30 protein-coding genes are annotated in these 24,393 nt (G+C 69.2%); 21 read left to right on the top strand and 9 right to left on the bottom strand.

Annotated elements, in window-relative coordinates:
* Positions 1-8 precede the first annotated feature (8 nt).
* Genes C8D87_RS46425 through C8D87_RS36015 form a run of 3 tightly spaced genes read left to right on the top strand, consistent with a single transcriptional unit; the run spans position 9 to position 2,132 of the window.
* Entirely contained in the window at positions 9-518 is a 510-nt protein-coding gene (locus tag C8D87_RS46425) for a hypothetical protein (protein ID WP_170166712.1), read from the top strand.
* The gene (locus tag C8D87_RS36020) at positions 496-1,038 is read left to right on the top strand and encodes a DUF2716 domain-containing protein (protein WP_215732585.1); all 543 of its coding nucleotides are present in this window, start codon (positions 496-498) and stop codon (positions 1,036-1,038) included. Before C8D87_RS46425 ends, C8D87_RS36020 begins: the two co-directional genes overlap by 23 nt.
* A 44-nt stretch (positions 1,039-1,082) precedes the next feature.
* Positions 1,083-2,132 carry an Hsp70 family protein gene (locus tag C8D87_RS36015; RefSeq protein ID WP_112230290.1) on the top strand — a complete coding sequence of 350 codons (1,050 nt, stop codon included), beginning with the start codon at positions 1,083-1,085 and terminating at the stop codon, positions 2,130-2,132.
* Between the two features lie 7 nt (positions 2,133-2,139).
* Here C8D87_RS36015 and C8D87_RS36010 read toward each other — a convergent pair whose 3' ends face one another.
* Complete coding sequence (locus tag C8D87_RS36010; protein WP_170166710.1) at positions 2,140-3,354, bottom strand: aminotransferase class V-fold PLP-dependent enzyme; 1,215 nt, start codon at positions 3,352-3,354, stop codon at positions 2,140-2,142.
* Positions 3,355-3,428: 74 nt separating this feature from the next.
* Here C8D87_RS36010 and C8D87_RS46420 point away from each other — a divergent pair, with 74 nt between their 5' ends.
* Positions 3,429-3,578, top strand: coding sequence for a hypothetical protein (locus C8D87_RS46420; RefSeq protein WP_170166709.1), 150 nt, complete (start codon positions 3,429-3,431; stop codon positions 3,576-3,578).
* A gap of 139 nt (positions 3,579-3,717) precedes the next feature.
* The gene (locus C8D87_RS36005) at positions 3,718-6,714 is read left to right on the top strand and encodes an AfsR/SARP family transcriptional regulator (protein WP_170166708.1); all 2,997 of its coding nucleotides are present in this window, start codon (positions 3,718-3,720) and stop codon (positions 6,712-6,714) included.
* On the opposite strand, the gene C8D87_RS46415 is transcribed toward C8D87_RS36005, so the two are convergent.
* Together C8D87_RS46415 and C8D87_RS36000 are read right to left on the bottom strand one after the other, a co-directional pair.
* The gene (locus C8D87_RS46415) at positions 6,703-6,855 is read right to left on the bottom strand and encodes a hypothetical protein (protein ID WP_170166707.1); all 153 of its coding nucleotides are present in this window, start codon (positions 6,853-6,855) and stop codon (positions 6,703-6,705) included. The genes C8D87_RS36005 and C8D87_RS46415 overlap by 12 nt on opposite strands.
* 82 nt (positions 6,856-6,937) lie before the next feature.
* Positions 6,938-7,384, bottom strand: coding sequence for a winged helix-turn-helix transcriptional regulator (locus C8D87_RS36000; RefSeq protein WP_109641027.1), 447 nt, complete (start codon positions 7,382-7,384; stop codon positions 6,938-6,940).
* A 76-nt stretch (positions 7,385-7,460) separates the two neighbouring features.
* Between C8D87_RS36000 and C8D87_RS35995 the strand changes: the two genes are divergently transcribed.
* The 4 genes from C8D87_RS35995 (at position 7,461) to C8D87_RS35985 (ending at position 10,227) form a co-directional block, all read left to right on the top strand.
* Complete coding sequence (locus C8D87_RS35995; protein ID WP_170155276.1) at positions 7,461-7,973, top strand: GNAT family N-acetyltransferase; 513 nt, start codon at positions 7,461-7,463, stop codon at positions 7,971-7,973.
* 24 nt (positions 7,974-7,997) lie between these two features.
* A complete protein-coding gene (locus C8D87_RS35990; protein ID WP_112230284.1) occupies positions 7,998-8,462 on the top strand; it encodes an NlpC/P60 family protein in 465 nt (154 codons plus the stop codon).
* A gap of 24 nt (positions 8,463-8,486) precedes the next feature.
* The gene (locus C8D87_RS46410; protein WP_170166706.1) at positions 8,487-8,627 is read left to right on the top strand and encodes a hypothetical protein; all 141 of its coding nucleotides are present in this window, start codon (positions 8,487-8,489) and stop codon (positions 8,625-8,627) included.
* A 130-nt stretch (positions 8,628-8,757) separates the two neighbouring features.
* Positions 8,758-10,227, top strand: coding sequence for a PLL family lectin (locus C8D87_RS35985; RefSeq protein ID WP_146771964.1), 1,470 nt, complete (start codon positions 8,758-8,760; stop codon positions 10,225-10,227).
* Positions 10,228-10,284: 57 nt separating this feature from the next.
* On the opposite strand, the gene C8D87_RS35980 is transcribed toward C8D87_RS35985, so the two are convergent.
* Positions 10,285-10,734 carry a hypothetical protein gene (locus C8D87_RS35980; RefSeq protein ID WP_112230280.1) on the bottom strand — a complete coding sequence of 150 codons (450 nt, stop codon included), beginning with the start codon at positions 10,732-10,734 and terminating at the stop codon, positions 10,285-10,287.
* A gap of 55 nt (positions 10,735-10,789) precedes the next feature.
* On the bottom strand, positions 10,790-11,695 hold the full coding sequence (locus C8D87_RS35975; RefSeq protein ID WP_112230278.1) for a nucleoside hydrolase: 906 nt from the start codon (positions 11,693-11,695) through the stop codon (positions 10,790-10,792).
* Between the two features lie 115 nt (positions 11,696-11,810).
* On the opposite strand from C8D87_RS35975, the gene C8D87_RS35970 reads away from it, so the two are divergent.
* From C8D87_RS35970 to C8D87_RS35925, 10 genes are all read left to right on the top strand, one after another.
* Positions 11,811-13,076: a Gfo/Idh/MocA family protein gene (locus C8D87_RS35970; RefSeq protein WP_112230276.1), complete on the top strand. Its 1,266-nt coding sequence runs from the start codon at positions 11,811-11,813 to the stop codon at positions 13,074-13,076.
* Positions 13,077-13,087: 11 nt separating this feature from the next.
* Positions 13,088-14,353 carry an ABC transporter substrate-binding protein gene (locus tag C8D87_RS35965; protein WP_170166705.1) on the top strand — a complete coding sequence of 422 codons (1,266 nt, stop codon included), beginning with the start codon at positions 13,088-13,090 and terminating at the stop codon, positions 14,351-14,353.
* 2 nt (positions 14,354-14,355) lie between these two features.
* The gene (locus tag C8D87_RS35960; RefSeq protein WP_233440153.1) at positions 14,356-15,198 is read left to right on the top strand and encodes a carbohydrate ABC transporter permease; all 843 of its coding nucleotides are present in this window, start codon (positions 14,356-14,358) and stop codon (positions 15,196-15,198) included.
* Complete coding sequence (locus C8D87_RS35955; RefSeq protein ID WP_112230272.1) at positions 15,195-16,022, top strand: carbohydrate ABC transporter permease; 828 nt, start codon at positions 15,195-15,197, stop codon at positions 16,020-16,022. Before C8D87_RS35960 ends, C8D87_RS35955 begins: the two co-directional genes overlap by 4 nt.
* Positions 16,019-16,495, top strand: a complete 477-nt coding sequence (locus C8D87_RS35950) for a hypothetical protein (RefSeq protein ID WP_112230270.1) — start codon at positions 16,019-16,021, stop codon at positions 16,493-16,495. The genes C8D87_RS35955 and C8D87_RS35950 overlap by 4 nt, the downstream gene beginning before the upstream one ends.
* Before the next feature lie 5 nt (positions 16,496-16,500).
* Positions 16,501-17,556: a Gfo/Idh/MocA family protein gene (locus C8D87_RS35945; protein ID WP_112230268.1), complete on the top strand. Its 1,056-nt coding sequence runs from the start codon at positions 16,501-16,503 to the stop codon at positions 17,554-17,556.
* Between the two features lie 37 nt (positions 17,557-17,593).
* The gene (locus C8D87_RS35940) at positions 17,594-18,109 is read left to right on the top strand and encodes a hypothetical protein (protein WP_112230266.1); all 516 of its coding nucleotides are present in this window, start codon (positions 17,594-17,596) and stop codon (positions 18,107-18,109) included.
* Positions 18,110-18,282: 173 nt separating this feature from the next.
* A complete protein-coding gene (locus tag C8D87_RS35935) occupies positions 18,283-18,486 on the top strand; it encodes a cold-shock protein (protein WP_086665400.1) in 204 nt (67 codons plus the stop codon).
* 83 nt (positions 18,487-18,569) lie between these two features.
* Positions 18,570-19,142, top strand: a complete 573-nt coding sequence (locus tag C8D87_RS35930; protein ID WP_112230264.1) for a P-loop NTPase family protein — start codon at positions 18,570-18,572, stop codon at positions 19,140-19,142.
* Positions 19,139-19,651, top strand: a complete 513-nt coding sequence (locus C8D87_RS35925; protein WP_233442454.1) for a Rossmann-fold NAD(P)-binding domain-containing protein — start codon at positions 19,139-19,141, stop codon at positions 19,649-19,651. Before C8D87_RS35930 ends, C8D87_RS35925 begins: the two co-directional genes overlap by 4 nt.
* 3 nt (positions 19,652-19,654) lie before the next feature.
* Here the strand turns inward: C8D87_RS35925 and C8D87_RS35920 are convergent, their stop codons facing one another.
* Entirely contained in the window at positions 19,655-20,104 is a 450-nt protein-coding gene (locus tag C8D87_RS35920) for a hypothetical protein (RefSeq protein WP_146771963.1), read from the bottom strand.
* Positions 20,105-20,208: 104 nt separating this feature from the next.
* On the opposite strand from C8D87_RS35920, the gene C8D87_RS35915 reads away from it, so the two are divergent.
* Positions 20,209-20,574 (top strand): DoxX family protein, encoded by a 366-nt coding sequence (locus C8D87_RS35915; protein WP_112230547.1) that lies wholly within the window; start codon positions 20,209-20,211, stop codon positions 20,572-20,574.
* Between the two features lie 52 nt (positions 20,575-20,626).
* Positions 20,627-21,241, top strand: a complete 615-nt coding sequence (locus C8D87_RS35910) for a DUF4328 domain-containing protein (protein ID WP_112230260.1) — start codon at positions 20,627-20,629, stop codon at positions 21,239-21,241.
* On the opposite strand, the gene C8D87_RS35905 is transcribed toward C8D87_RS35910, so the two are convergent.
* Genes C8D87_RS35905 through C8D87_RS35895 form a run of 3 tightly spaced genes read right to left on the bottom strand, consistent with a single transcriptional unit; the run spans position 21,204 to position 24,327 of the window.
* Positions 21,204-21,779, bottom strand: coding sequence for a TetR/AcrR family transcriptional regulator (locus C8D87_RS35905; protein ID WP_109641012.1), 576 nt, complete (start codon positions 21,777-21,779; stop codon positions 21,204-21,206). The two genes, C8D87_RS35910 and C8D87_RS35905, sit on opposite strands and share 38 nt — an antisense overlap.
* A complete protein-coding gene (locus C8D87_RS35900) occupies positions 21,776-23,701 on the bottom strand; it encodes a YhgE/Pip family protein (RefSeq protein WP_112230258.1) in 1,926 nt (641 codons plus the stop codon). Before C8D87_RS35900 ends, C8D87_RS35905 begins: the two co-directional genes overlap by 4 nt.
* Positions 23,698-24,327 carry an ATP-binding cassette domain-containing protein gene (locus tag C8D87_RS35895; protein WP_109641010.1) on the bottom strand — a complete coding sequence of 210 codons (630 nt, stop codon included), beginning with the start codon at positions 24,325-24,327 and terminating at the stop codon, positions 23,698-23,700. Before C8D87_RS35895 ends, C8D87_RS35900 begins: the two co-directional genes overlap by 4 nt.
* Positions 24,328-24,393: the final 66 nt, after the last annotated feature.

Genomic DNA, 24,393 nt, shown 5'->3' with positions numbered 1-24,393 from the left:
GACGCCCCTTGGCGCGGTCCGGGAGCAGGACGGCGTCCTCGTCCGCCGACCTCGACGCGTTGGTCGAAAGTCAGAAGGCCCTTGCCGCACAACGGAGTCAGCCCGTCGAGTGGCGGATCCACCGGCACCACGCGGCGCCGGGCCTCGCCGGGCAGCTGACGCGGGCGGGCTTCACCGAGGACGAGCCGGTCAGCGTCATGATCACCACGCCGAGCGAGGCCCTGTCCACCACGCGGTTGCCGGGCCGGGTGCGCGTCGCCCAGAGCGAGGCGGAGATCGACGAAACCCGGCAGGCGAGTCCGGCCACGCGTCGGATCTGGGCGGACCACCTCGCCATCCCGACGTGGTACGTGTTGCGGCACGAGCAAAAGCTCGCCGGTGTGCTGTGGAGGCTCGAAGGTCAGGACGAGTCCGTTCCTGCACTTCGTCGTGCCAGCCCGGCCCCGGTGGCAGCGGTACCTCCTCATCGAATGCACCAGTGCGGTGCGCGCTCTCGTGGCGGAGCACCGATTTCGTGAGCTGACCACGATCCGCAAGTTCCGCTGGGCGCCTGGCGGAGCGCACCCCACGACGCGGCCGATCAGACCGGTCGGCGAGGTCGAATACGCGGATCTGCTGGACCGCTTCAGGCGGAAGTTCACGTTCCGGCCGAGCACGCACACCTTCCCCGCCCTCGCCGAGCCGGAGGACTCGGTGACCTGGGCGGAGCACCTCGACGCCGCGGCCGAGATCCAGGCGATCGCCGCGTGCACCGCACCCGGCGAGCTGATCTTCTCGGCCGACCCGTACCACCTCGGGAGTGCGGCCGACCTGCGCCGCGTGGACGGGCCAGGTCAGCCGAGGTGGCGCGAGCCCGTTGCCGGCGACGGTGACTACGCCATCAACACCACGTTCGACCTGCGGTTCGGCACGTTCGCGCATCCGTGGGAGGACTCGCTGTGCGTGTGGGGTGCCGATCTCCTCCAGGAAACGCAGGGGAGCGCTGGACGCGTGCTGCCGCGGCTGCGCACCGGAGGCCGGGTGAACCGGGCCAACTGAGACGTACGTGTTGTGGGTGTCCGCGCGTAAGGGGTGACCCGCACATGTCGTACCAGGTTGGGCTCGATCTCGGATCCGCAGGTACCACCGTCGCCACCGAACGGGGGGTCACGACCGCCGCCCGGCGGCACCCGCACGCCCCGGCCAAGGAGATCGCGCAGCTCCTCGACGATCTCACCGCCCGCTACGGGGAGGCGTCGAGCCGGGTCGCGATGACGCACCCGTTGAGCTGGCCGCACGAGCACCTCGAACAGCTCAGGCAGGACCTGATCGACGAGGGGCGCGCGGACGTGTTGTTCGTGCCGGCGCCGCACGCCGCGGCGATCGCGTTCGACGCCTGCGCGGGGATGCCCGAGCACAGCGCGGTCGCCGTGTTCGACTTCGGTGCCACCGCGGCGGACGTCACCATGCTGCGCAAGCAAGGGGTGTTCCTGCTGGCCGGGCGGCCGGAGCGGGTCGACATCGGCGGGTTCGACCTCGACGACCTGGTGGTGGAGCACGTCACCGCGAAGATCGGGACGCACAGCCCCGAGCTCGTGCGGAGCTGCGTCGAGGCGAAGGAACTGCTCGGCAGTTACCCCGAGGTGCGGATTCCGGTCGTGGTCGGCGCCGAGGTGCGTGAGGTCAGGCTCAGCCGGCTGGAGTTCGAGGCGATCATCCGGCCGTCCGTCGAGCTGGCCGTCGCGGCACTCGAACGAGTCGTCAGAGCCGCGGGGCTGTGCGAGCCCGACGTCATCCTGCTCGTCGGTGGATCGGCGCGGATTCCGTTGGTGGTCAAGGAGATCACGGAACGGCTGGGCATCCCGGTGCTGCGTGCTCCCGACGGCGCCGCCGCGACGGGTGCCTTCCTCGAAGCCCGGCAGCTGGAACCCGAACCGGCCGACGAGCCGACGGTGTGGGTGCCGGCACCGCGCGAGGAAGCCAAGCCGAAGCGGCGGATTCCGACGACGCCGTTCATCGCCGCCGGATTGCTCGCGGTCGCCGTCATGGGCGGGTGGGCCGCGCACGAGGCCATGAACCAGCCGAAGGTCATGATGGAGACGACCAGCGTGGAGCTGGCGCCACCGGGAACGGCGGTGCTGCCCCGGTTCTAGTGCCGCACTAGAGGGCGCGGATCTCCTTCAGCGTGCGGTCGATCTCCTGCGGTGTGTTGAGGATGGCCGTGCCGATCCGGGCGTACGGGATCCGGTACGACGCCGTGGTGATCTGGATCCGCTTCTGCGCCAAGCGATCCACGACCTGCTGACCGCTCTGCCCTGCGACGTCGAAGCACACCATGCCCGCGGACATCTTCGGGTCGCGTGGCGTGTGGATGACGGCGCCGGGTATCTCGGCGAGGCCGTCCTTGAACCGGGTCGAGAGCTCGGTGATGCGCGCCGCGACGCGGTTTCGGCCGAGACGCTGGTGGAACCGCACTGCCGCCGGCACCGCCCACTGGTGCTCGAACGCGTGGAACCCGCCTGGCCCGAGCAACGACGTGGGGCTGCGGCCGTCGAGGCCGGGCAGCAAGGGGTCGATCTGGTTCGCGACCGCCGGGTTCACCCAGACCATGCCGGTGCCGCGCGGCCCGAACAGCCACTTGTGCGTGCCCGCGACGAACACGTCGGCGCCCATGCGCGCTGCGTCGTCGTCGACTGCGGCCAGACCGTGCACGCCGTCGACGACCAGCAGGCAGCGGTCGGCCTCCGCGCGTCCGCGGTTCGCCTCGGCCACGACCTGCGCGCAGGCCCGCACCGGCATGCGCAGGCCGGTGCTGGACTGGACCCACGTGATGCCGACGGCACGGGTCTGCGGCGTGATCGAGCTCCTCAGCCGGGTCGCGATCTCGTCCTCGGTGGCCTTCGCCGAGTTCTCGTAGAGCGTGCCGACCCGGATCCGCGCGCCGGCGCGGTGCGCGGCCAGTTCGGCCGCCTGCCGGTGCCAGAAGTGGTCCTGGTCGTTGAGCAGGAGTTCCTGGTCCGCGCGGAGCCGCAGGCCCCCGTAGACGATGGAGAGCCCGGTCGTGGTGTTCGGGACGAGTGCGATGTCCTCGGGACTGCCGCCGACGTACTGCCCGAGCGCGGCTGCCACCTCACCGAACCTCGCCGCGGTCCAGTCGTGCGAGTTGGCGTCCAGCTCGCGTTTGATCTTCTCGACCGCGGTGCGCACCTCGCGCGGGTTCGAGGCCAGGTAGAACAGCCCCAGGTTGATCAGCGCGGGGTCCAGGCGGAACTCCCGGCGCACCGCGCCCCAGTCCACCGCACCCTGCGCGGCCGACGCCGCGGACGGCGTGACGGCGAGTAGCCCGGTCCCCACGAGGAAGTCACGGCGATCCATGCCTCCCATAGAACCGCTCCCGCACCGGATTGCGCAGCGTTTTGCCGGGAGCGAAGGCATCTCGACTCGTCGCGGTGGCTTCCACGACCCACACCGGCAGCGCGGGCAGGGCGTCGACGCCGGCCACGGCGATGGTGCCGGGCTCGAAGCGGGTGATCTCCCAGCCCGCGTCCTCCAGCGCGGTCCGCAGCTCGGCCTCGGTGGAGACCTCTACCGGTACCTGACCGAGCGCATCGGCAGCCTTGACGGTGTGCGCGAGTCGGAGACCGCGCCGATCCTTCGCACGCTGAAACGTGTCGCCATGAGCGAGGATGAGGCATCCTCGTAGCGCCTGGGGTTGACCGGGGGATGGGGGGTGTGAGCGTGCGAGCGCTCGTACTTGGGCCGATCGAGGTGTGGGTCGGCGACAGGCAGGTGAGTCTCGGCGGGCCGAAACCGCGGACGTTGCTCGCCGCCTTGCTGCTGCAGCCGCGGCAGGTGGTGCCGGTGGAGCGGCTGATCGACCTGATCTGGGACGAGTCACCGCCGCAGACAGCGGGTGCGCTGGTGCACACCTACGTGTCGTCGCTGCGGCGTGCGGTCGGCAAGGCGCTGGTCACCAGGGCTCCGGGGTACCTCCTCGACGTCGACAGCGACGTCGAGGAGTTGAACAGGCACCTGACCACGGCACGGCAGGCGGAACGGGCCGACGACCCGGCCACGGCCATCACGCACTACCAGCACGGGCTCTCGTTGTGGCGCGGTCCGGCGTTGCACGGTGTCGACGCGCAGTTCGCCCGCGGGCACGCGATGACGCTCGAGGAATCCAGGCTCAGCGCCGAGGAAGGGCTCGGCCGGTGCGAGCTCGCGCAGAACCGGGTCGAGGACGCCATCACGCGGCTGTCGTCGCTGGCCAACGCGCACCCGGCCCGTGAGGACACGCGTGAGCTGCTCATGCGTGCCTTCCACCGCGCGGGACGGCAGGCGGACGCGCTCAACGTCTACCGCGAGGCCCGCGAGTACCTGCGCGACGAGCTCGGCATCGAACCGGGCGAGAAGCTGCGGGACCTGCAGACGGCGATCCTCAACGGCACGATCGAGACCGCCCCGCAGCGCACGGTGGTGGCGATGGTGCCGGTCGCGCCTGTGCAGCAGGTCGTCCCGCACCACCTGCCGCCTGACATCAGCGACTTCACCGGACGCGAGGAGACGTTGAAGCGCGTGCTGGCCCTCACCGGGGGGCAGGACGACCGCACCGCGACGCCGACCGTGGTCGTGTCCGGGTTCGGTGGCGCCGGCAAGTCGGCGCTGGCCGTGCACGCGGCCCACCTGTTGCGGAAGTCGTATCCGGACGGGCAGCTGTTCGCGGACCTGCGCGGCGCGGGCAGGGACCTGGAGCCGCAGGAGGTGATCGGGCGGTTCCTCGGGCTGCTCGGCATCTCCGGCCAGGACCAGCCGGTCGCACCGGACGAGCGTGTCGAGCTGTACCGGCGCACGGTCTCCGACCGCCGGCTGGTGATCGTGCTCGACAACGCCCGCAGCGAGGCCCAGGTCCGGCCGCTGCTGCCGGGCAACGCGAACTGCTTCGTGATCATCACCAGCCGCAGCAGGCTGACCGGGCTGGAGGGGGCCGAGCCGATCGAGCTGGGCTTCTTCGACGAGACGGTCAGCGAGGAGATGCTGAGCCGGATCGTCGGTGCCGAGCGGATCGGTGCGGAACCAGAAGCGGCGCAAGGGATCGCGAAACTGTGCGGCGGGGTGCCGCTCGCGCTCAGAGCGGCCGCTGCGAAGCTGCTGGCGCGGCCGCACTGGCCGTTGAAGACGCTCGCCAATCGGTTGTCTGACGAGCGCAGGCGCCTGGACGAGCTGGAGACCGGTGACCTCGCGATCCGGTCGTCGTTGAAGCTCAACTACTCCGAGCTTGACGTGCGGCACCGCAAGGCGTTCCACCTGCTGTCGTTGCTCGACCTGCCGGACTTCGGCGCGTGGATCGCGGCTCCGTTGCTGGACATCTCGCCGTACGACGCGGAAGACGTCGTCGAGCACCTGGTGGACCTGCGGCTGGTGGACGTCGCGGGCGTCGACCAGATCGGCAGGGTGCGCTACCGGTTCCACGACCTGGTGCAGCTCTTCGGTGCCGAGCAGGCCGCGAAGGAGCCCGCGGAGGAGGTCACCGAGGCGGTCACGCGCACGCTCGCGACGTGGCTCGCGCTGGTGGAGACCGGTGTGCAGAAGCTGCCACGCGTGACGCTGGGGCTGCGGCCTCAGCTGCACACCACGATCGAGGTGGACCCGCGGCTGGCGGAGGACGTCGAGGAGGACCCCACCGGCTGGCTGCACTCCGAGACGGCCGCTGTGGTGCGCGCCGTCGAACGGGCCCACGACCTCGGCGTCGACGAGCTGACGACGACGGTGATCACGTCGCTGCTGTCGTCGCCTTTCGCGGCACGCAACGAGTTCGGCAACTGGCAGCGCACGCACGAGGTGGCGCTGCGGTCGGCCAGGGAACGCGGCAACCGGCGGGCGGAGGCGGTGCTGCTGGCCGGGCTCGGGCAGCTGCGGTACGAGCAGGACGACTTCGCGGCGGCGCTGACGAACTTCCAGCAGGCGGCGGAGATCGCGGCCGAGATCGGCGAACCCGAGACGCTCGCCGTCGCGCACGTCGGCATGGGCACGGTGTACCGCGACCTGGCCGAGTTCGAGCGCGCCCGTGAGCTGCTCGACAAGGCGATCGCGTTGGGCGACGACGGAGTCGTCGCCGCGGCGAGCTACGGCGTCGGGGCGATCCACCGCGACCACGGCGACCTGGGCGAGGCGATCACGGCGTTCGAGCGGTGCGTGGAGCTCTACCGGGCGCAGGACGACCAGCGCGGAGAAGCGCTGGCGTTGCGCGGACTCAGCCTGTGCCACCGGGCGGCGGGAGCGTTCGCGGAGGCCGTCGCCCTGAGCCGGGAGGCCGAGCAGATCCTGCGTGAGGCGGGGGACGAGCTCGGTGCCACGTATGCGGCTCAGTCGCTGGCGAAGGCGTCGCTGCGGGCGGGCGAACTGGACGGCGTCGACGACCTCCTGGCCGAGTGCCTGGAGGTGTGCGCGCGGCAGCACGACCGGTTCGGTGTCGCGCTGGTGACGAGGACGCTCGGCGAAGCCGCGCTGGCGCGAGGAAAGGACGAGGACGCCGTCGCGCTCCTCGAGGACGCGCTGGGTCAGTGGCGGGAACTGGGGTTGCCGCTCTGGCAGGCGCGCACCATGCGCGATCTCGCGGCCGCCGCGCGGGACGACGAGATGTGGTTGCGGGCCAAGGAGTTGTTCGCCCAGCTCGGCGCGCGTGAGGCGAAGGAGCTGGAAGGGCTGAGCGCCGCTCGGTGGCGCTCAGCCCTCTAGCCGCCACGACACCTCGGCGCTGCCGGCACCCGGCGGGACGGCCACGTTCAGCGAGACCTGCTGGGCGAGGCCGTCCGCGTCGTGGGTGCGGACGACCAGCTCGGGGCCGCCGTCGAACGACACGGAGACCGTCGCCTGCATGCGCATCGCCGTGCGTATTGGGAAGAAGTCGGCGCCGTGGTCGTGGCCGGCGATGTCTGCTTCGACGGTTGTCAGTACAAGCTCACTGTCTGGCCGTCACCTGCACATCGCGCGCGGTCAGCTCCGCACCGCAGTCCGTGCACTCGACCTTCGCGCGCACACCGCCGCCGCAGTCGCGGTGGTGCAGGTGGAACGACTCCTCTTCCTCGGGAGCCATCCACTTCTCACCCCACGTGCGCAGCGCCATGAGCACCGGGTAGAGGTCCCTGCCCTTCTCGGTGAGGCGGTACTCGTGCCGTGTGCGGCCGTCTTCCTGATAGGGCACGCGCTTGAGCACGCCCTCCTGCAGCAGCACGTTGAGGCGGTCTGTCAGCACGCTGCGAGAGATCTCCATCGCCGTCTGGAAGTCCTCGAAGCGGCGGGTGCCCAGGAAGACCTGGCGAAGCAGCAACAGCGTCCAGCGCTCGCCCAGCAGCGCCGCGGGACGGCCCAGGGCGCAGGGCATGCTGGCGAAACTCGCGTACGGCATGAACACAGGATATCCCTTGCGTTCGTTTTTCGAACTCAGATACAGTTCGGATTCCGAACTCAGGGGGTCGATCCTCATGCGCGTCACCGAGCTCAACCGCGACACCGCGCCGGAAGCTGTCGACGCGGTGTTCGAAGGACTGTCCGCGCGAAGCCGCTACCTGCGGTTTCACGCCCCGACGCCACGACTGACCGCGTCCGCCCGACGGGTGCTGGTCGACGTGGACGGCGAGCGGCACGCGGCCGTGTGCGCCCTCATCGGTGGCGACCCCGTCGGCATCGCCAGGGTGATCAAGACCGGCGAGTGCCGTGCGGAGATCGCGGTCGCCGTCGTCGACCTGTGGCAACGCCGGGGTGTCGGCAGGCGTCTGCTGGAGGAGCTGACCGCGATCGCGGCCAGGATGGGTGTCGCCGAGCTCCGCGGTGACGTGCTGCCGGACAACGAGGGAATGCTCGCCCTCGCCCGCAAGGTCCTGCCCGGTGTGCGTCTGACCAGGGAAATTGACACGATCGGGCTGAGCTACCCACTCGCCTGGGTGACCGCCGAGATCACCGATGCCGATCTTATAGACAGCTTGCAGGAGTTTTAGAGGTCGCGCGCCGACGATGGGCGCGTGACCACCGCACGAGCCGCCGGCCGCCTGATCAGCCGCTCCGAGATCGTGGAGCGCGCCTGTTCGTGGCTGCGCGACTCGGTTCCGTACAGCCAGACGAGGTTTCACCAGAACGAGCACGGCATCTACCGCGCCGACTGCTCCGGGTTCGTGTCGATGGCGTGGGGACTGCCCGGCAAACCGGAAGCCCGGCACGGTGGGCAGGACACGCGCGGCCTGGTTCTCGTGAGCAGCCTGATCACGCCGGAGGAGCTCAGGGCGGGGGATGTGATCATCCGCTCGGAAGGCACCAGGGAGACCCGGCACGTCGTGATCTTCGCGGCGTGGGCGGAGGAATCCGGCCGGTACTGGGCGTACGAACAGGCGGGTGGTCACCGCACCCGCCTGCGTTCCGTCACCTACCCCTACGAGACCGGGGCGCGGCTGTACACGCCACGCCGCTACGTCAACGTTCTCGAAGCGTGAACGGTCCAGCCGACTGTGCAACCGGTGACCGCGCTCCTGGCCGTGGAGGAAGGCGACCTCGCCCGTGCGGGCGGCATCGCGGCGGCCGCTCGGGCGGAGTTCGCCGCCCGCGGGTTCGGGCGGCCTTTCACCGTTGACCGGCTGAAAGGCGCCGAGAGGTCCTGACCGGCCCGCTCACCTCGTGCCACCAGGCGGCGACCCGCAGCTCAGGATCATCACCCGACCGGGCGGAGGGACCGAACTAGGGACGTTCGACTGGACCAAAACTTCACATCACCTTGCTACGGTGACCGGCATGAGATCGTGGGGGATGTTGGCGGCCGCCGCGGCGGCCATCACGTTCGGCTCGACGCTGGCGATGCCAGACGTCGCGGTCGCCGCTGCCGAGGGCGGGGTCAGCTGCGGGACGTACGCGGCGAACTCCAAGATCACGCGGGCCGAGATCCTGGCGCGCTCGCGCACGTGGATCAGCGCCCGTGTGCCCTACAGCCAGAGCGACTGCTTCGGCAACAGGTACGGCGCCTACCGGACGGACTGCTCGGGCTTCGTGTCGATGGCCTGGGGCCTGCGCATGTCCTACACGACTCACATCCTCGAGCAGGTCGCGCACCGCATCGACTGGGAGGACCTCCGTCCCGGCGACGCGCTCAACGACCGCGAGAACCACGTCGCGCTGTTCATCGGCTGGGCCGACGCGGCCAAGACGCGTCCCATCGTGCGCGAGCAGGCGGGCCCGGACGGCTCTCGCCCGGTGCAGCGGGTCTGGAGCGCCGCCACCGCGCGCCAGTACGTGCCGCTGCGCTACAACGGCCTCGTCGAGGCCGGTGGCGACAAGACCACCAGCGAGACCCCGGTGACGGACAAGCCGGTCGTCAACGCCGGCCCGCAGATCTCCAACACCGGGCAGCAGCAGCTGGAGGTCTTCGCCCGCGCCGCCGACGGCACGATCATCACGAACTTCCACAAGACGAGCCGCTGGAACGGCTGGCAGCAGCTCGGGCCAGAGCTCTTCGCCGGTGACCCGGTCGCGCTGATGAACCCGCAGACGAAGATCGTCGAGGTGTTCGCGCGCGGCACCGACGGCAAGGTCTACCGCCGCGTCGACGGCAAGTGGGTCGCGCTCGGCGACACGGCCGTGGCCGGCGAGCCCGTGCTGGTGTGGAACGACAAGAGCAAGGCCGTCGAGGTGCTCGCGCGCGGCGCGGACGGTGTGCTGCTGCGCTTCACGGACAAGTGGGCGCAGCTGGGCGACCGCAGGATCCAGGGCAACCCGGCCGTCGCCGACAAGGACGTCTACGCGCGTTCCGCCGACGACAAGCTCGTCAAGTGGGACGGCACCACCTGGCAGGACCAGGGCGAGACGAAGATCGTGAGCGACCCGAGCGTCGCGGTCGACCAGGTCTTCGTGCGCACCGCGTCCGGCAGCGTCGAGCAGTACGCGGCGGGTGTCTGGAAGTCGCTGGGCGGCAAGGGCACCGGCGCTCCGTCGGCGGTGTTCAACACGACCACCGGCTCGATCGACGTCGTGCAGCTCGGTGAGGGCGGCATCGTCGAGCACTCCCGCGCCACCGCCAACGGCTTCACGACGTGGGCCAAGCTCGGCAACACGAAGGTCGCCGAGGCGCCGAGCGCGATGTACCACGCGCAGACCAAGACCGTCGAGGTCTTCGCGCGCACCGACGACGGCAAGCTGATCCGCCGCTTCTACAAGGAGAAGGCGGGCTGGAGCCAGTGGGCGCTGCTGAGCGACCACGGCATCAGCTGACCTGAAACGCAGGAAGGGCCGCGACTCCGGTGAGTCGCGGCCCTTCTCGTTCTCAGCTCAGCACTTCGTCATCATGCCCAGCATCGCCTGCGTGATCTTCTGCTCGTCCTGGGCGATACCCGCCTCGGTCACCGCGCGCGCGGCGTCGCGGCACGCCTTCATCGAGTTCATCTCGTTCTCGAGCTTGCGCCGCTCGTCGGTGGCGGCGGTCGCCAGGTCGTCGGCGCTCTTCGCCTTCTTCGTGAGGTCCGTGATCTCGCGGTCCTTGCCCTCGACCTGCTTGGACAGGTCGGCCGAGCGGCCCTTCTCCGTGAAGTAGAGCGCGCCGAACGTGCCCGCGGCACCGAGCAGGAGCACCGCGGCGATCGCGAGCACCACGACGCCGGTCTTCTTCGGCTTCGGCGCGGCCGGCGGGACCGGGGCCGGGAGCGCCGCCTCGGGCTGCTGCGGGAAGGCAGGCGTGTGTGCCTCGAACTGCGGCTGCGCAGGCTGAACAGAGTCAGTCATGAAAATCCCCCAGGTTTGTGCACTTGTACGTGTCATCGCTACGTCGTCAAAGCTGTTACGTGAGCCGTCCCACAGCGTCGACGACCACGTCGAAGAACCGGTCCACGTCGAGCCCGACGGCCACGCGGGCGTTCGGTTCCATCCCCAACCGCCCGTGCAGGTCGACGACGGTCGCGCCGCGCGTGAACGTCCCCGTCGTCTCGATGCCCACGAAGGCCTCGACACACGTCACCAGCGTCGGGTCGATCACCCGTGCCACCGCCACCGGGTCGTGCAACGGCGGCGCCTCGAACCCGAACACCTCGCGGTAGGTCGCGGCGAAGAACGTCATCAGGTCACCGCAGATCCGCCCCAGCGGGCCCAAACCGTTCAGCCGCGCGACAACCTCCGGTGTCACCAACGCCTGGTGGGTCACGTTCAACCCGATCATCGTGAGCGGCACCCCGCTCGTGAAGACGATCTGCGCGGCCTCCGGGTCGACGAAGATGTTGAACTCCGCGTACGGCGTGGTGTTGCCGCGCCCGGTCGACCCGCCCATCAACACGATCTCGCGCACGGCGGAAGTGCCGTGTCGGGTCAGGTAGGCGGCCACGTTCGTCAGCGCCCCGGTCGCGACCAGCGTCGCCGGCATGTTCGCGTGCATCACGTCGATCGCGTGATCCTCGACCACGCCGACGGACACCGCGCCGAACGCCGGACCGTCCATCCCGGACTCGCCGTGGATGTCCTCCGCCACGTACAACGGGCGTACCAACGGCCGCGCGCAGCCACGCGCGATCGGCACCGAAATTCCGGCGGCCGAACAGATCCGCTGAGCGTTCAGGGTGACCTTGTCGAGCGTCTGGTTTGCTGCGACGGTCGTGATCGCGCGCAGGTCGATCCCAGGCGCTCCTGCCGCGAGCAGGATCGCGATCGCGTCGTCGTGGCCGGGGTCGCAGTCGAGCACCACAGGGATCGGCATGACCCCATCCTCCCTTTCACGTCCATGAAACAACCGAAAAGGTTTTCGCGGAACTCTTGACGAGGTCAGGGCCGGTCCGGCTAGCGTGGGGAAACCGTTTACCGGGGAGGTTTGCATGGTCCGCAGGCGTTACGCGGTGGTCGGCACGGGGGCACGGGCCGAGCGGCACGTGCACGCCATCGCGGTCGAGCACGCGAACACCTGTCAGCTCGTCGCGTTCGCCGACGTGAACCGCACCCGGATGAACGTCCACAACGACCGGCTCGCTGATCTGGGGGTCGAGCCGGTTCCCGCGTACGGCGCGGACGAGTTTCTGAAGATGCTCGACGAACAGCAGGTCGACGTGGTCGTCGTGACCACAGTCGACCGGCACCACGTCACGTACATCGTGGAGGCGTTGGACGCCGGCCGCGATGTCGTGACGGAGAAGCCGATGACGACGGACGTGCCGTCGGCGCGCAAGATTCTGGACGCGGTGCACCGCAACGACGGCAACGTCACCGTCACGTTCAACTACCGCTACAACCCGATCCACGAGAAGGTCCGCGAGCTGCTCGCGGGCGGCGCCGTCGGCGAGATCGGGTCGGTCCACTTCGAGTGGCTGCTCGACACCCGGCACGGTGCCGACTACTTCCGCCGCTGGCACCGTGACAAGGCCAACTCCGGCGGCCTGATGGTGCACAAGGCGACGCATCACTTCGACCTGCTCAACTGGTGGGTCGGCTCGGTGCCGGAAACCGTGTACGCGCACGGCCGGTTGTTCTTCTACGGCGAGGAAAACGGCAAGCGGCACGGCTACTCCCATGACGACCGGTTCGCTCTCGAGCTGGAGCAGAACGCCTGGCTGAAGAAGCTCTACGTCGACGCACGGCACGAGGACGGCTACCGCCGCGACCAGAACCCGTTCGACCCCGGTGTGTCCATTGAGGACGACATGTCGGTGATCGTCCGCTACGCCGGCGGGGCGAACCTGACCTACCACCTCACGGCCTACTCGCCGTGGGAGGGCTACCGGCTGATGGTCAACGGCAGCAAAGGGCGTCTCGAACTCGAAGTCGTCGAGAACTCCTGGGTGTCGAGCCAGAATCCGGCCGTGCACGGCGTGAACGCCAACCCGGAGGAGGGGTGGGCGAAGCTCTCCGTGCAACGACTGTTCGAGCAGCGGGAGGAGATCCCGCTGGAGTACGACCGGGACGGTCACGGCGGCGCCGACCAACGCATGGTCGACGCGCTGTACGGGCCGGACGGGCAGGAAGACCCGTTGGGACGCAAGGCAACGCACTACGACGGCACTCTCTCGCTGCTGACTGGTTTCGCCGCCAACCGCAGCTTCGAGACCGGGGAACCGGTGCACGTCGTCGACGTCATCGACCTCCGCTGAAAGGGAGATCCGTGAAAGCGCACAAGGTTGTGGGCTTGACGCTGGGCGCATTACTGGTGGCATCCGGCTGTGGCGGCGGCGCGAGCAACGGCCAGACCGAGATCCGGTTCATCTGGTGGGGCAACGACGACCGCGCCAAGGTGACCGACGAGGCGGTACGGCTCTTCGAGAGCCGCAACGCGAACATCAAGGTCTCGACGTCGTTCCAGAACTTCCAGAACTACTTCGAGAAGCTCTCCACCGAGATCGCGGGCGGCAACGCGCCGGACGTGATCCAGATGGACTACCGCTACCTCAACGAGTACGCGGGCCGCAACGTGCTGCTCGACCTCACCCCGTACGTGGGCAAGGAGATCCGCACCGCGGACTGGGACCAGGGTTTCATCGGCAGCGGCAAGCTCAAGGGCAAGCAGGTCGCGATGCCGCTGGCGCAGAACTCCACCACGATCGTGTACGACCCGAAGCTGTTCGGGGCGGCCGGCGTCAAGCCGCCGGAGATCGGCTGGACCTGGGCCGACTACAAGGAGGTCGCGGCCAAGATCCAGGCGAGCACCGGCGGCAAGGTCGCGGGCTCCACGGACTTCGGCGGCACCGAGGACGTCTTCGAGACCTGGCTGCGGCAGCGCGGCAAGGCGTTGTACACCGACGAGGGCAAGCTCGGTTACGCGAAGGACGACCTGAAGGCGTTCTGGCAGTTGTCCAAGGACTTCCGCGACGCGGGGGCCACCACCCCGGCCGAACTGGTGACGACGCTGAACGCCGGTGCCGAGCAGACGCCGATGGGCAAGAGGCTCTCGGCGTCCGAGCACAGCTACGACAGCCTCTACGGCGGCTACAACACGGTCCGCCCGGACGAGCTCAAGCTGGGCCCGTATCCCAGTGACAGCAAGGAAACCCTCGGCTCCTACCGCAAGCCGTCGCAGCTGATCAGCGCGTCCGCCCGCACCAGGCACAAGGACGCGGCGGTCAAGCTGATCGACTTCCTGCTCAACGACCCCGACGCGGGCAAGATCCTCGGCGCGAACCGCGGCCTGCCGGCGAACCTGAAGATCCGCGAAGCCGTGGCGCAGAACCTCAGCGGCGCCAACAAGGTCATCTTCGAGTACCAGAAGTCGGTCGACGCCAAGCTCGGCAACGCCCCGGCCGCACCGCCCAAGGGCGACGGCACGATCTACAAGCTGATGCAGCGCAAGCACGAGGAGGTCGTCTTCGGCAAGAAGACGATCGACCAGGCGCTGGACGAGTTCTGGCGCGACGCAGAAGAAGCACTGAAGTAGTGGTGCTCGCTCAACGGCGCTCGCAGAGCGTCGCGTACCTGTTCCTCGGTCCGTGGCTGCTCGGCGCGATCGGCCTCACGGTCGCGCCGATGGTCGTGTCGCTGTACCTGTCGTTCACCGACTACGACCTGTTCAACGAGCCGCGGTGGGTCGGCTTCGGCAACTACGCCAAGCTGTTCGGCGACGACCCGCGCTACCTGCACTCGGTCGGCGTGACCCTGCGGTACGTCGCGTGGTCGGTGCCGTTGAAACTCGTGCTGGCGCTGGCCGTCGCGCTGCTGCTGAACTCGTTGCGCGGCAAGGGGCAGGCGTTCTTCCGCTCGGCCTTCTACGCGCCGTCGCTGCTCGGTGCCTCGGTCGGGCTGGCACTGGCGTGGCGGGCGATCTTCGACACCTGGGTCGACACGCCGGACCACGCGCTGATCACCATCGTGCTGCTGTCCGCGTGGCAGTTCGGCGCGCCCATGGTGATCTTCCTGGCCGGGCTGCAGCAGATCCCGCGCGACCTGTTCGACGCGGCCGCGGTCGACGGCGCGGGCTGGTGGCGGCGGCTGTGGTCGATCACGCTGCCGATGCTGTCGCCGGTGCTGTTCTTCAACCTGGTGCTGGAGACGATCCACGCGTTCCAGGCGTTCACGCAGGCCTTCGTCGTGAGCGGAGGGCGCGGCGGGCCCGCCGACTCGACGTTGTTCTACACGCTCTACCTGTACGAGCGCGGGTTCACGGAGTTCCGCATGGGCTACGCGTCGGCGATGGCGTGGGTGCTGCTGGTGGCGGTCGCGGTGATCACCGCGGTGTTGTTCCGGACCTCGCGGTACTGGGTGTTCTACGGAGACGAACGTTGAAGCGGGTCGCCGTCTTCCTGTTGTGCCTGGCCGCGCTGGCGCTGGTGTTGTACCCGATCGTGTGGTTGATCTCGGCGTCGCTCACGCCGGTCGAGGACCTCGTCGCCAACCTGCGCTCGCTCTTTCCCGGCCGCGTGACCATCGACGGGTACGCGGGCGCGCTGGAGGGTGCGGGCGGCGAGTCGTTCTGGACGTTCCTCGGCAACTCCACGATCGTCGCGTCGGGTGCGGTGATCGGCAACGTCGTGTCGTGCTCGCTCGCGGCCTACGCGTTCGCGCGGCTGCGGTTCCGGCTCTCCGGCCCGCTGTTCGCGTTCGCGCTGGTCACGATCATGCTGCCCGCGCACGTGACGCTGATCCCGCAGTACGTGGTGTTCCAGAGGCTGGAGATGATCGACACGTTCGTGCCGCTGATCCTGCCGAAGCTGCTGGCGACCGACGCGTTCTTCGTGTTCCTGATGGTGCAGTTCATGCGCGGCATCCCCCGCGAGCTGGACGAGGCGGCGAAGATCGACGGGTGCGGGCCGATCCGCAGCTACCGGTACGTGGTGCTGCCGCTGTCCCGCCCGGCGATGGTGACGACCGCGATCTTCACGTTCATCTGGACCTGGAACGACTTCTTCTCGCAGCTGATCTACCTGTCGTCGACCGAGAACTACACGATCCCGATGGGCTTGCGGCTGTTCATCGACCAGACGTCGTCGTCCTCCTATGGGCCGATGTTCGCGATGTCCGTGCTGTCGCTGGTGCCGATCGGGCTGTTCTTCCTGGCGTTCCAGCGGTTCCTGGTAGCCGGCGTGGCCACGACGGGACTGAAGGGATGACGCGCGAGCGGCTGGAGGTTCTCGCCGACGCCCTGCTGGTCGGGCTGTTCGTCTTCGTGGCCTCGCTCCCGCTGGTGACCGCGTTCTCGGCGTTCGGAGCGGGGTGTGCCGTCCTGCGGGGCGGTCTTCCGGCGGGACGGTTCTGGTCGTTGCTGCGTGTCCAGTGGGTGCCGGGTGTCGTGTTCGCGGTGCTGTGGGCGGTGCTGGTGGTGGACGTGATCCTCGTGGTCACGGTGCTGCCGGCGCCGCTGCCCGTCCGGCTCGCCGTTGTGGCCGGTTCTGCCGCGATCGGGGCCTGGTCGCTGTCGCATGCATGTCTTGGTTGGCGCGGCGGATTGATATTTGAGGCACCTGAGCCGATGCTGATGGCCGCGTTGGTGGTCGCCGGTGTGCTGGTGTGGGCCCTGCCTCCGCTGGCGCTGGTGATCGCCGGACCCCTGGCGCTGGCTGCGGAGTCCACCCGAGAAGGGTGAGGACGATGCGTGTTGCGCTGGTCGGGGCGCGTGGGCACGGGGCGCGGCACGTGGAGAACCTGCTCCGGCTCGGTCACGACGGGGTTGCCACCTTCGTCGGTGTCGTCGATGTGGCGGATGTCACCGACGTCGAGGTGCCGGTGCCGTCCTACCCGGATCTGCCGTCGCTGGCCGCCGAGCTGCACCCCGAGGTCGTGGTGATCTCCTCGCCGCCGTCGACGCACCGGGACCTGGTGCTGTCGGCCTTCGCGCTGGGCTGCGACGTGATGGTGGAGAAGCCTGCGTTGCTCTCGGTGGCGGACTTCGACGAGATCTCCTCGGCCGCCGCCGACCGCGGGCTGGTGTGCCAGGTCGGGTTCCAGTCCCAGGGCACCGGCTCGTACCGGCGGCTCTGCTCGCTGATCGGCTCCGGCGCGCTCGGGGACATCTCGGGCATCGGCGCCGCCGGCCGCTGGGTGCGCACGGACTCCTACTACGAGCGGGCCACGTGGGCTGGGCGGCACGGCGAGGACGGGACGCTGGTGAACCCGTTCGCGCACGCCCTGCAGAACGCCCTGTTGCTGGCTGACGTGGAAGAGCGCACGGACATCGGTGTGGAGCTGGAGCTGTTCCGGTGCCGCGACACGATCACCGCCGACGACACGTCGTGCGTGCGCGTCACGGCTGATGGCGCGCCACCGGTCGTAGTCGCGTCCACGCTCTGTGCGTCGACATCGTTGCCACCGGTGGTGCTCGTGCACGGCTCGCTGGGCCAGGCCGTGTGGTGGTACGACGACGACCGGCTGACTGTGAACGACCACCGGATGGCCGTGCCGCCCACCGTCGACCTCCTGGAGAACCTGATCCGGCACCGGCAGACCGGCGAACCCCTCGTCGCGCCCCTGGCGGCCGCGCGGGCGTTCACGTCGGTCGTCGAGGCCTGCGGGAAGGCGGACGTGCCGCTGGTGCCCGCCCGCCGCACCGGTGACCGCGTGGTGCTGGACGGCATCGACGAGGTCGTCGTGCGCGCCGCGGAGAAGATCGCGACTTTCGCCGAGCTGGGCTGCGGTTTCGGGCGGTAGTCTCCCGCCGGGTCCGCCAGTGTTCGGGAGTTGTGCGTTGGACACCTACATCGACTTGAAGGACGTCCGGGTGACCGGGTACGTCAGCCAGGGTCTGATCGCGCTGGTCGCCGTCGCGTCCGTCTGGGGCACGGCCGTCGACTGGCGGGGCGGCTCGTCCTCGTGGAGCTTCCTCGCCATCGTGCTGCTCGTGCCCGCGGCGGTGGCGTTCATCCTCTGGTTCCGCAACGCCACGCACAACGCCGAGGCGATCGCCCTGCACGGCGTGCGGATGATGGGGGAGATCTGGAAGGCCAGCGACCCCGGCCAGCGCGACGTGCCGTTCGAGGAGCGGGTGGCCAGCCCGTTGATCAAGCCGTGGCAGTACGCGTTCCTCGCGATGGTGCTCTGTGACGTGCTCGAGTCGTTGCTGCTCGACACCCCGGTCTACGTGGTGTTTTCGACTTTGTCCACGTTGTGCGCGGTGGCGGCGGCCGGTCTCGCGTGCTTCCTGATCTTGCGGGTGACGCTGATGCAGCTCCGGTTCGCGGTACCTCAGCGCAAACGTCGCTGAGTACGCTACACTGACTCTTCGGTTGCAGTTTTGTGTTCGTGTCATTTCACGCTCGCCAAACTTCAGTTGCGAGCGCTTCTCCTTCTTAGCGGTTGGGGCGGGTCGGCTCACGACCAACCACGGAGCGGCCGCACAGTGCGGTTCGTTCTTCAGCATTGAAGGAGCAGCAGTACATGGCAAACGGCACCGTCAAGTGGTTCAACGCCGAAAAGGGCTTCGGCTTCATCGCCCCCGAGGACGGCGGCGCTGACGTCTTCGTCCACTACTCGGCCCTCAACGGCGGCGGCTACCGCAGCCTCGAGGAGAACCAGAAGGTCTCGTTCGACGTCACGCAGGGCCAGAAGGGCCCGCAGGCGACGAACGTCACCGCTCTCTGACGTCGTTCACAACGCAGGGCCTCCGGTGTTCCGGGGGCCCTGCGTTCGTGTTGTGATCAGTCGATTTCCCCTACCCTGGCCCGATGCCGTTGCTCGGACCAGCCGATCCGCTGCCGCACGTGCCCCGGCGCATCCTCGTCGCCGGCAACGCCGGATCCGGCAAGTCGACGCTCTGCCTGCGCATCGCCGAGAAGCGCGACCTGCGGCGAGTGGAGCTGGACAGTCTCTACTGGGGGCCACGGTGGACGCCGCGACCCGAGTTCGCCACCGAGGTGGCGGCGTTCGCGGACGACGACACGTGGGTCACCGAGTTCCAGTACAAGGAAGTGCGGCCCGTCCTGCTGGACCGCGCGGACACGTTGGTGTGGCTCGACCACCCGTTCGCGACGGTGATGGGACGGCTCGTCGGCCGCACGATCAGACGCCGCGCGTGCCGCGTGGAGTTGTGGAACGGTAACCAGGAACCGTCGTTGTGGTCGGTGTTCACGGACTCCGAGCACATACTGCGGTGGGGCTGGAAGACCTACCGGCGCAACCGGGCCAGGGTGCTCGCCCTGGTCGACGAGATCGTGGTCGTGCGGTTGTGCGGGCAGGCGCAGGTGGAGCGGTGGCTGGCCGGCCCGCTGGCGTCGGTCGGACGGGAGCGTGCTCGGTGAGAACGGCGCTGGTGCTCGGCGGGACGGGGATGCTGGCCGGCTGCGCGCAACGGCTGGTGGAACGCGGATGGCAGGTCGTGCTGCCGTCACGGACGCGGCCCCTGATGGCCGACGAGGGGCCTGGCAGGGCGGCGCGGGCGGCCATTTCACGCGGACACCGTCCGACGTGGGTCAAGGCCGACTGGACCAAGCCTGACGCGCTGGCCTCGGAGGTCGAGTACGAGCTGGCAGGCCGGCCGGTGAACCTGCTGGTCGCGTGGGTGCACGACAGCTACCGCGAGGGCGTCCTGCGGGCCGTGCGGCACCTGTTGGCAGAGGGCGCGCCGGTGGTGGAGGTGCACACGTGCGCGCCGGTGCCGGACCCGGTGCTGCCGAACCCGACGCAGCAGGTGTTGCTCGGCCACTTCGCGCACGACGCCGCGCAGCGCACGAGCCGTGCCGTCCTGGATGCCGTCGAACGGGCGTTGGAGGGACGGGCGCCCTCGCTGCACCACGAGGACGCCCGCTGAGCGTCAGCCCTTCTGGACCTTCGCCCGGCCGATCTCCGCCTGCACCTTGATGCCGGCCGCCACGTCCACGAGCTGGCGGACCACCACGTGCTCGTTGCGGATGTCGGCGATCTTCTGCTTGGTCTTCGTGGTGAACTCGAACTCCGCGACCGCCGGCGACTTGATGTCGGCGACATCGCGGAACTCCTCGCTGAAGTCCACGATCACCGTCGCGTTGTCGAGGACCTGCAGCAGGTAGTCGTCGGGCCGTCCGGAGGAGAAGCCCTTCTGGAACGTGCCCTTGACCTTGATCCCGTCGGCTGTCTCCTCGAAGTCGAGGACGCCGTCGACGGGGGAGAACAGCGCCTCCTGGAAGTCGGCGGTGGCGGTCACGGGTTCGGCGGCGACGGCCGGGGACGTCGTGAGCGCGGCACACGCGAGCAGCGCGACGAGGATGCTTGGCGGTTTCGGCATGTCTTCGTTCGTACCGGCGGCCATTTAGCCCCGCATGACCAAAGGTGTAGCTCGATCGGGCGGTGCGGCTGTCACACATCGAGACGCCGCGTCGTCTCCACGGCATGAACATCGCATTGTGGATCTCTCAGGGCGTGCTGGCCGTCGTGTTCCTCATCTCGGGCACGCTCAAGTCGACCCAGTCCAAGGACCGCATGATCGCGACCGGGCAGACCGGGGTGGTGTTCTTCCCGCTCCCGGTGATCCGGATCGTGGCGGCGCTGGAGCTGGCGGCGGTCGCCGGGCTCCTGCTGCCGGGGCTCACGGGGATCGCGCCCGAACTCACACCGGCGGCGGCCATCGGGCTGGCCGTGGTGATGGTGGGAGCGGCGGTCAGCCACACCAGGCTGAAGGAGGTGCGCGCCGTGTCGACGAACGTGGTGCTGTTCGCCCTGTGCGTGTTCGTCGCCTGGGGGCGACTGGGCGTTTGACGAGGTAGCTCCGCGCCGACGTCGGGGACTCGTTGATTCTGGGGGAGTTCTCATGACCGAAGGCGTTCTCCGGCCCGTGCACGGAGCAGGCGTCGTGGCGACCGTCCTGATCGGAGTCGTCGCACTGACCGAGGTCCTCGTCGCGGTTCTGGCGTGGCTCACCGTCGATGCCGTGGAGCTCACGCCGCTCGGCGCCGCGGTGGGACGGGTGCTCTCGTGGGCCTTGCTGGTGGGGTTCGTCGGCGCGGCGATCGCCTTCATCGTGTGGATGAACAGGGCTCGGCACAACTCCGAGGCCATCACGTCCGACCAGCGGCACCGCTTCAGGAACGTGTGGGTGTTCGTCGGCTGGTTCATCCCGATCGAGAACTTCTGCATCCCCTACGCGGTGATGCAGGACATCTGGCGCGGGTCCGACCGGTCACAGCCCATGCTCGGCCTGCAGCACCGCGATACGAGCGGCCTGGTGCTGCTGTGGTGGCTCTGCTTCCTGCTGCCGAACTTCTCGATCTCCCTGCCGCCGAAGTACGTGTTCGAGCTCACGGTGTTCGCCACGATCTCCGCGGCCCTGTCCGTCGCAGCCGCGGTGCTCGCCGCCCGGATGATCCGGCAGCTGAACGCCGTGCAGGTCAGCGGGCCGACCGCATCCCCCGCACCAGCAGCATGACCGAGTCGCGCACCTCCGCCCGTGACCGCTCCGGCTGGAACACCTGCCAGTCCAGCGCGATCACGAGGAGAGTGCCGAACAACGCCGCCGACGCGGTGCCGGGCTCGACGCCTTCCGGCAGCCGGCCCGCGTCGGACAGTCGCTTCATCTGACCGCGCACGATCGACACGATGTCGTCGCGCAGCAGCGAGAGAGTGCCGTGCCATTGGCCTGGTGTCCGCCACAGCTCGGAGACCAGCAGCTGCCCGAACGCCGGGTACTCGGCCCAGAAGCCGAGCATCGCGTCGACCAGCGCCTCCAGCGAGTCCTCCGCACCCTCGGCCGCCCGCAGCCTGCTCGCGAGGATCTCCACACCGTGCCGCAGCAGGGCCTCGACCAGGGCGTCCTTCGAGGCGAAGTTGTAGTAGATCGTGCCCTTGGCGACGCCTGCCTCCGCGGCGATCTCGTCGACCGTCACCGAGGCCGCGCCCCGTTCGCCGACCAGCTTCAACGCCGCGTCGAAGAGCTTCTGCTTGGTCGCTGTCGTTCGCGCGCTCACAGCACGAGCTCCGGCTTCAGCTTGGAAGGTGTCCACACCCGCTGCTTGTAGGCCGCCACGGACGACAAGGCTAGGGCTCCGACCAGCCAGGCGAGAAGGATCAAAGCGTCGTGACCCACGCTGCCGAGGTCGCCGCCGTACATCAGGTGGCGCAGGCCGTCGACCGCGTAACCCATCGGCAGGCCGTAGTGCAGCGGGTACAGCGGCACGGGGATCGTCTGCCACGGGAACGTGCCGCCCGCGCTGACCAGCTGCAGGATCAGCAGGATCAGTCCGAGGAACTTGCCGACGGCGCCGAACGCGGCGTTGAGCGCGTGCAGGATCGCCACGAACGTCAGCGACATCAGCACGAGGAACCCGAACGTGCCGAGGGGGTTCGACGGCTCGATGTCCACCACGAACCGCACCACCGAGAACATCACCAGCACCTGCACGACGCCCAGCAGCGCACCCGGCAACCAGCCGCCCAGCGCCACTCGCAGCGCGGACTGACCAGCGGCCAGCGCACGGCGTGACAACGGTCGCAGCAGCAGGAAGAGCACGAACGCGCCGATCCACGTCGCCAGGCCGAGGAAGAACGGGGCCAGGCCCGCGCCGTACGTGGCGGCCTTCGTCTGGGAGAGGCCCTTCACCGCCACCGGGTCACCGATCGCCTGCGCGATGGCCGCCCGCGTCGGGTCGTCCGTGTTCGGGATCTTGTTCACACCGCCGGTCAGGCCGTCGCGCAGCTGCGCGGAGCCGTCCGCGAGCTTCGTGGAGCCGTCGACGAACTGCGGGGTGCCCGTCGCGGCCTGCTGCAGGCCGTCGCGGATCTTCGCGTTGCCGTCCGCGAGCGTGGTGACGCCGTCGTCGACCTTCACGATGCCGTCGTACAGACCGGGCATCTTCGAGGCGAGCGTCTCGGCGCCGTCGGCGACCTGGTCCGCGCCGTTCGCGAGCTTGCGCAGGTCGCCGGCCGCACCCTGGACCTTGCCGTTGGCGTCGTCGACGGGCTTGCGGACCTGGCCGATCGTGCCCAGCACGTTCTGCACCTGGGCCTCGGTGAAGCCCAGTGCCCGCAACCGGGTCGCGATGTCGCCGTTGGCCTGGTCGAGCACACCGACGAGAGCCTGGGCCTTCTTGGCGTACTCCTCCGCTTCACGTGCGGCGGTCTCGTTGCCGTCCGCGACCTGGCGGGCCCCGTTGGCGAGCTGACGGGTGCTGTCGGGCAGCACCGAGGCCTGCGAACGCATCTGGTGCGTGCCGTCGCGCAGCTGTGCGGCGCCGTTCGCGGCGGTCACGGAACCGGTGCGGAGCTCCTGGACGCCTTTGTCGAGCTCCTTCAGCTTGTCGCGCAGCTCGGCGTTGCCGGAAGCGAGCTGCGTGGCACCGTCCACCGCCTTGGTGGTCTCCTGACGGATCGTGGAGAACCCGAGCAGCAGCTTGTCGGCGGCCTCGGTGGAGACCTTCGCGGTCACGGCGCGGCGGACCTCGGAGACGACCTGGTTCGCGATCGTGCTGCCGAGGTAGTTGTTGGCGTCGTTGGTCGTCAGCGTCAGCACGCCCTGGCGGGGCTTGTTCTGCTCCGCGGACGTGAGCGCCTCGGAGAAGTCCTCCGGCAGCGTCAGGGCGAAGATGTACGTCCCCTTGCGCACGCCGTCGTCGGCGTCGGCGGGGTTGTCGACGACGTGCCAGTTGAACTTCTTGCCGTTCAGCAGCTCGTCGGCGACCTCCTTGCCCGCGTTGAGGTCCTTGGCGCCCTTGTCCTTGACGACGAGCGCGGCCGGCACCTGGTTGAGGTTCGCGTAGGGGTCCTTGTTGGCGTAGAGGTACAGCGAGGCGTAGAGCAGCGGCACCAGGGCCAGCGCGAGCACCGCGAGCCGGGGCAGGGTGCCGGACGTGACCCGGCGAAGTTCGTTGAAGGCCATGCGAAGGGCGCTCATGCGGTGATCTCCATCTTGGTGTCGTTGTCCTCACCAAGGCGCGCGTGCGGGATGTCGAGGATGTGGGCGGAGGAGTTCGAGCACAGGGCGACCACGGACCGTTCTGGGGTCACGTAGTCGTGCGCCAATGCGAACCACTCGCGCGGGTTGGGGTGGTAGCGGTCGGGGCAGTCGAGGACGAGCGTCGTGACGCCGGGCCGCGCGGAGGCCAGTTCGAGCATCACGGCGCACCGCGTCTGCGGCGGCACGTGCTCGAAGCGCTTCGTCGCGTGCTCGTCGGCGGCGTGCTCCACCAGCCAGTCGTGCACTGCCTTCTTGCCGGAGGACATGCCGTTCATCGCGAGCTCCTCGCCGACGACGGCGGCCAGGGACAGCGCGTCCTCCGGCTCGTTCACCTCGGGGGCGTCGACCAGCACGACCTGCTTGCGCAACGCCCTGGCGTCCGGCGAGACCGTGCCCGTCGAGGGCTTGATGCGGCCGGAGAGCAGCAGGCCGAGCGCGGTGTGACCGGCTCCGGGCTCGCCGGCGACCAGCGTCAGCTCGCCCGGCTTCACGATCAGCGAAGTCGGCCGGAGCAGCGGACCATGTGCCCCGTTGACGCCTGCGCGTTCCGCGCGGATCTCCACGGCTTTACCTTCCGTTTAAACTGACCGGTCAGTACAAATTCTCGCGCAGTCGAGGTCGCCTGGCAA

The organism is Lentzea atacamensis (assembly GCF_003269295.1).
Taxonomy (GTDB): Bacteria; Actinomycetota; Actinomycetes; order Mycobacteriales; family Pseudonocardiaceae; genus Lentzea; species Lentzea atacamensis.
The sequence above is the reverse complement of the archived record's forward strand: the minus strand, read 5'-3'. Positions and strand labels throughout refer to the sequence as shown.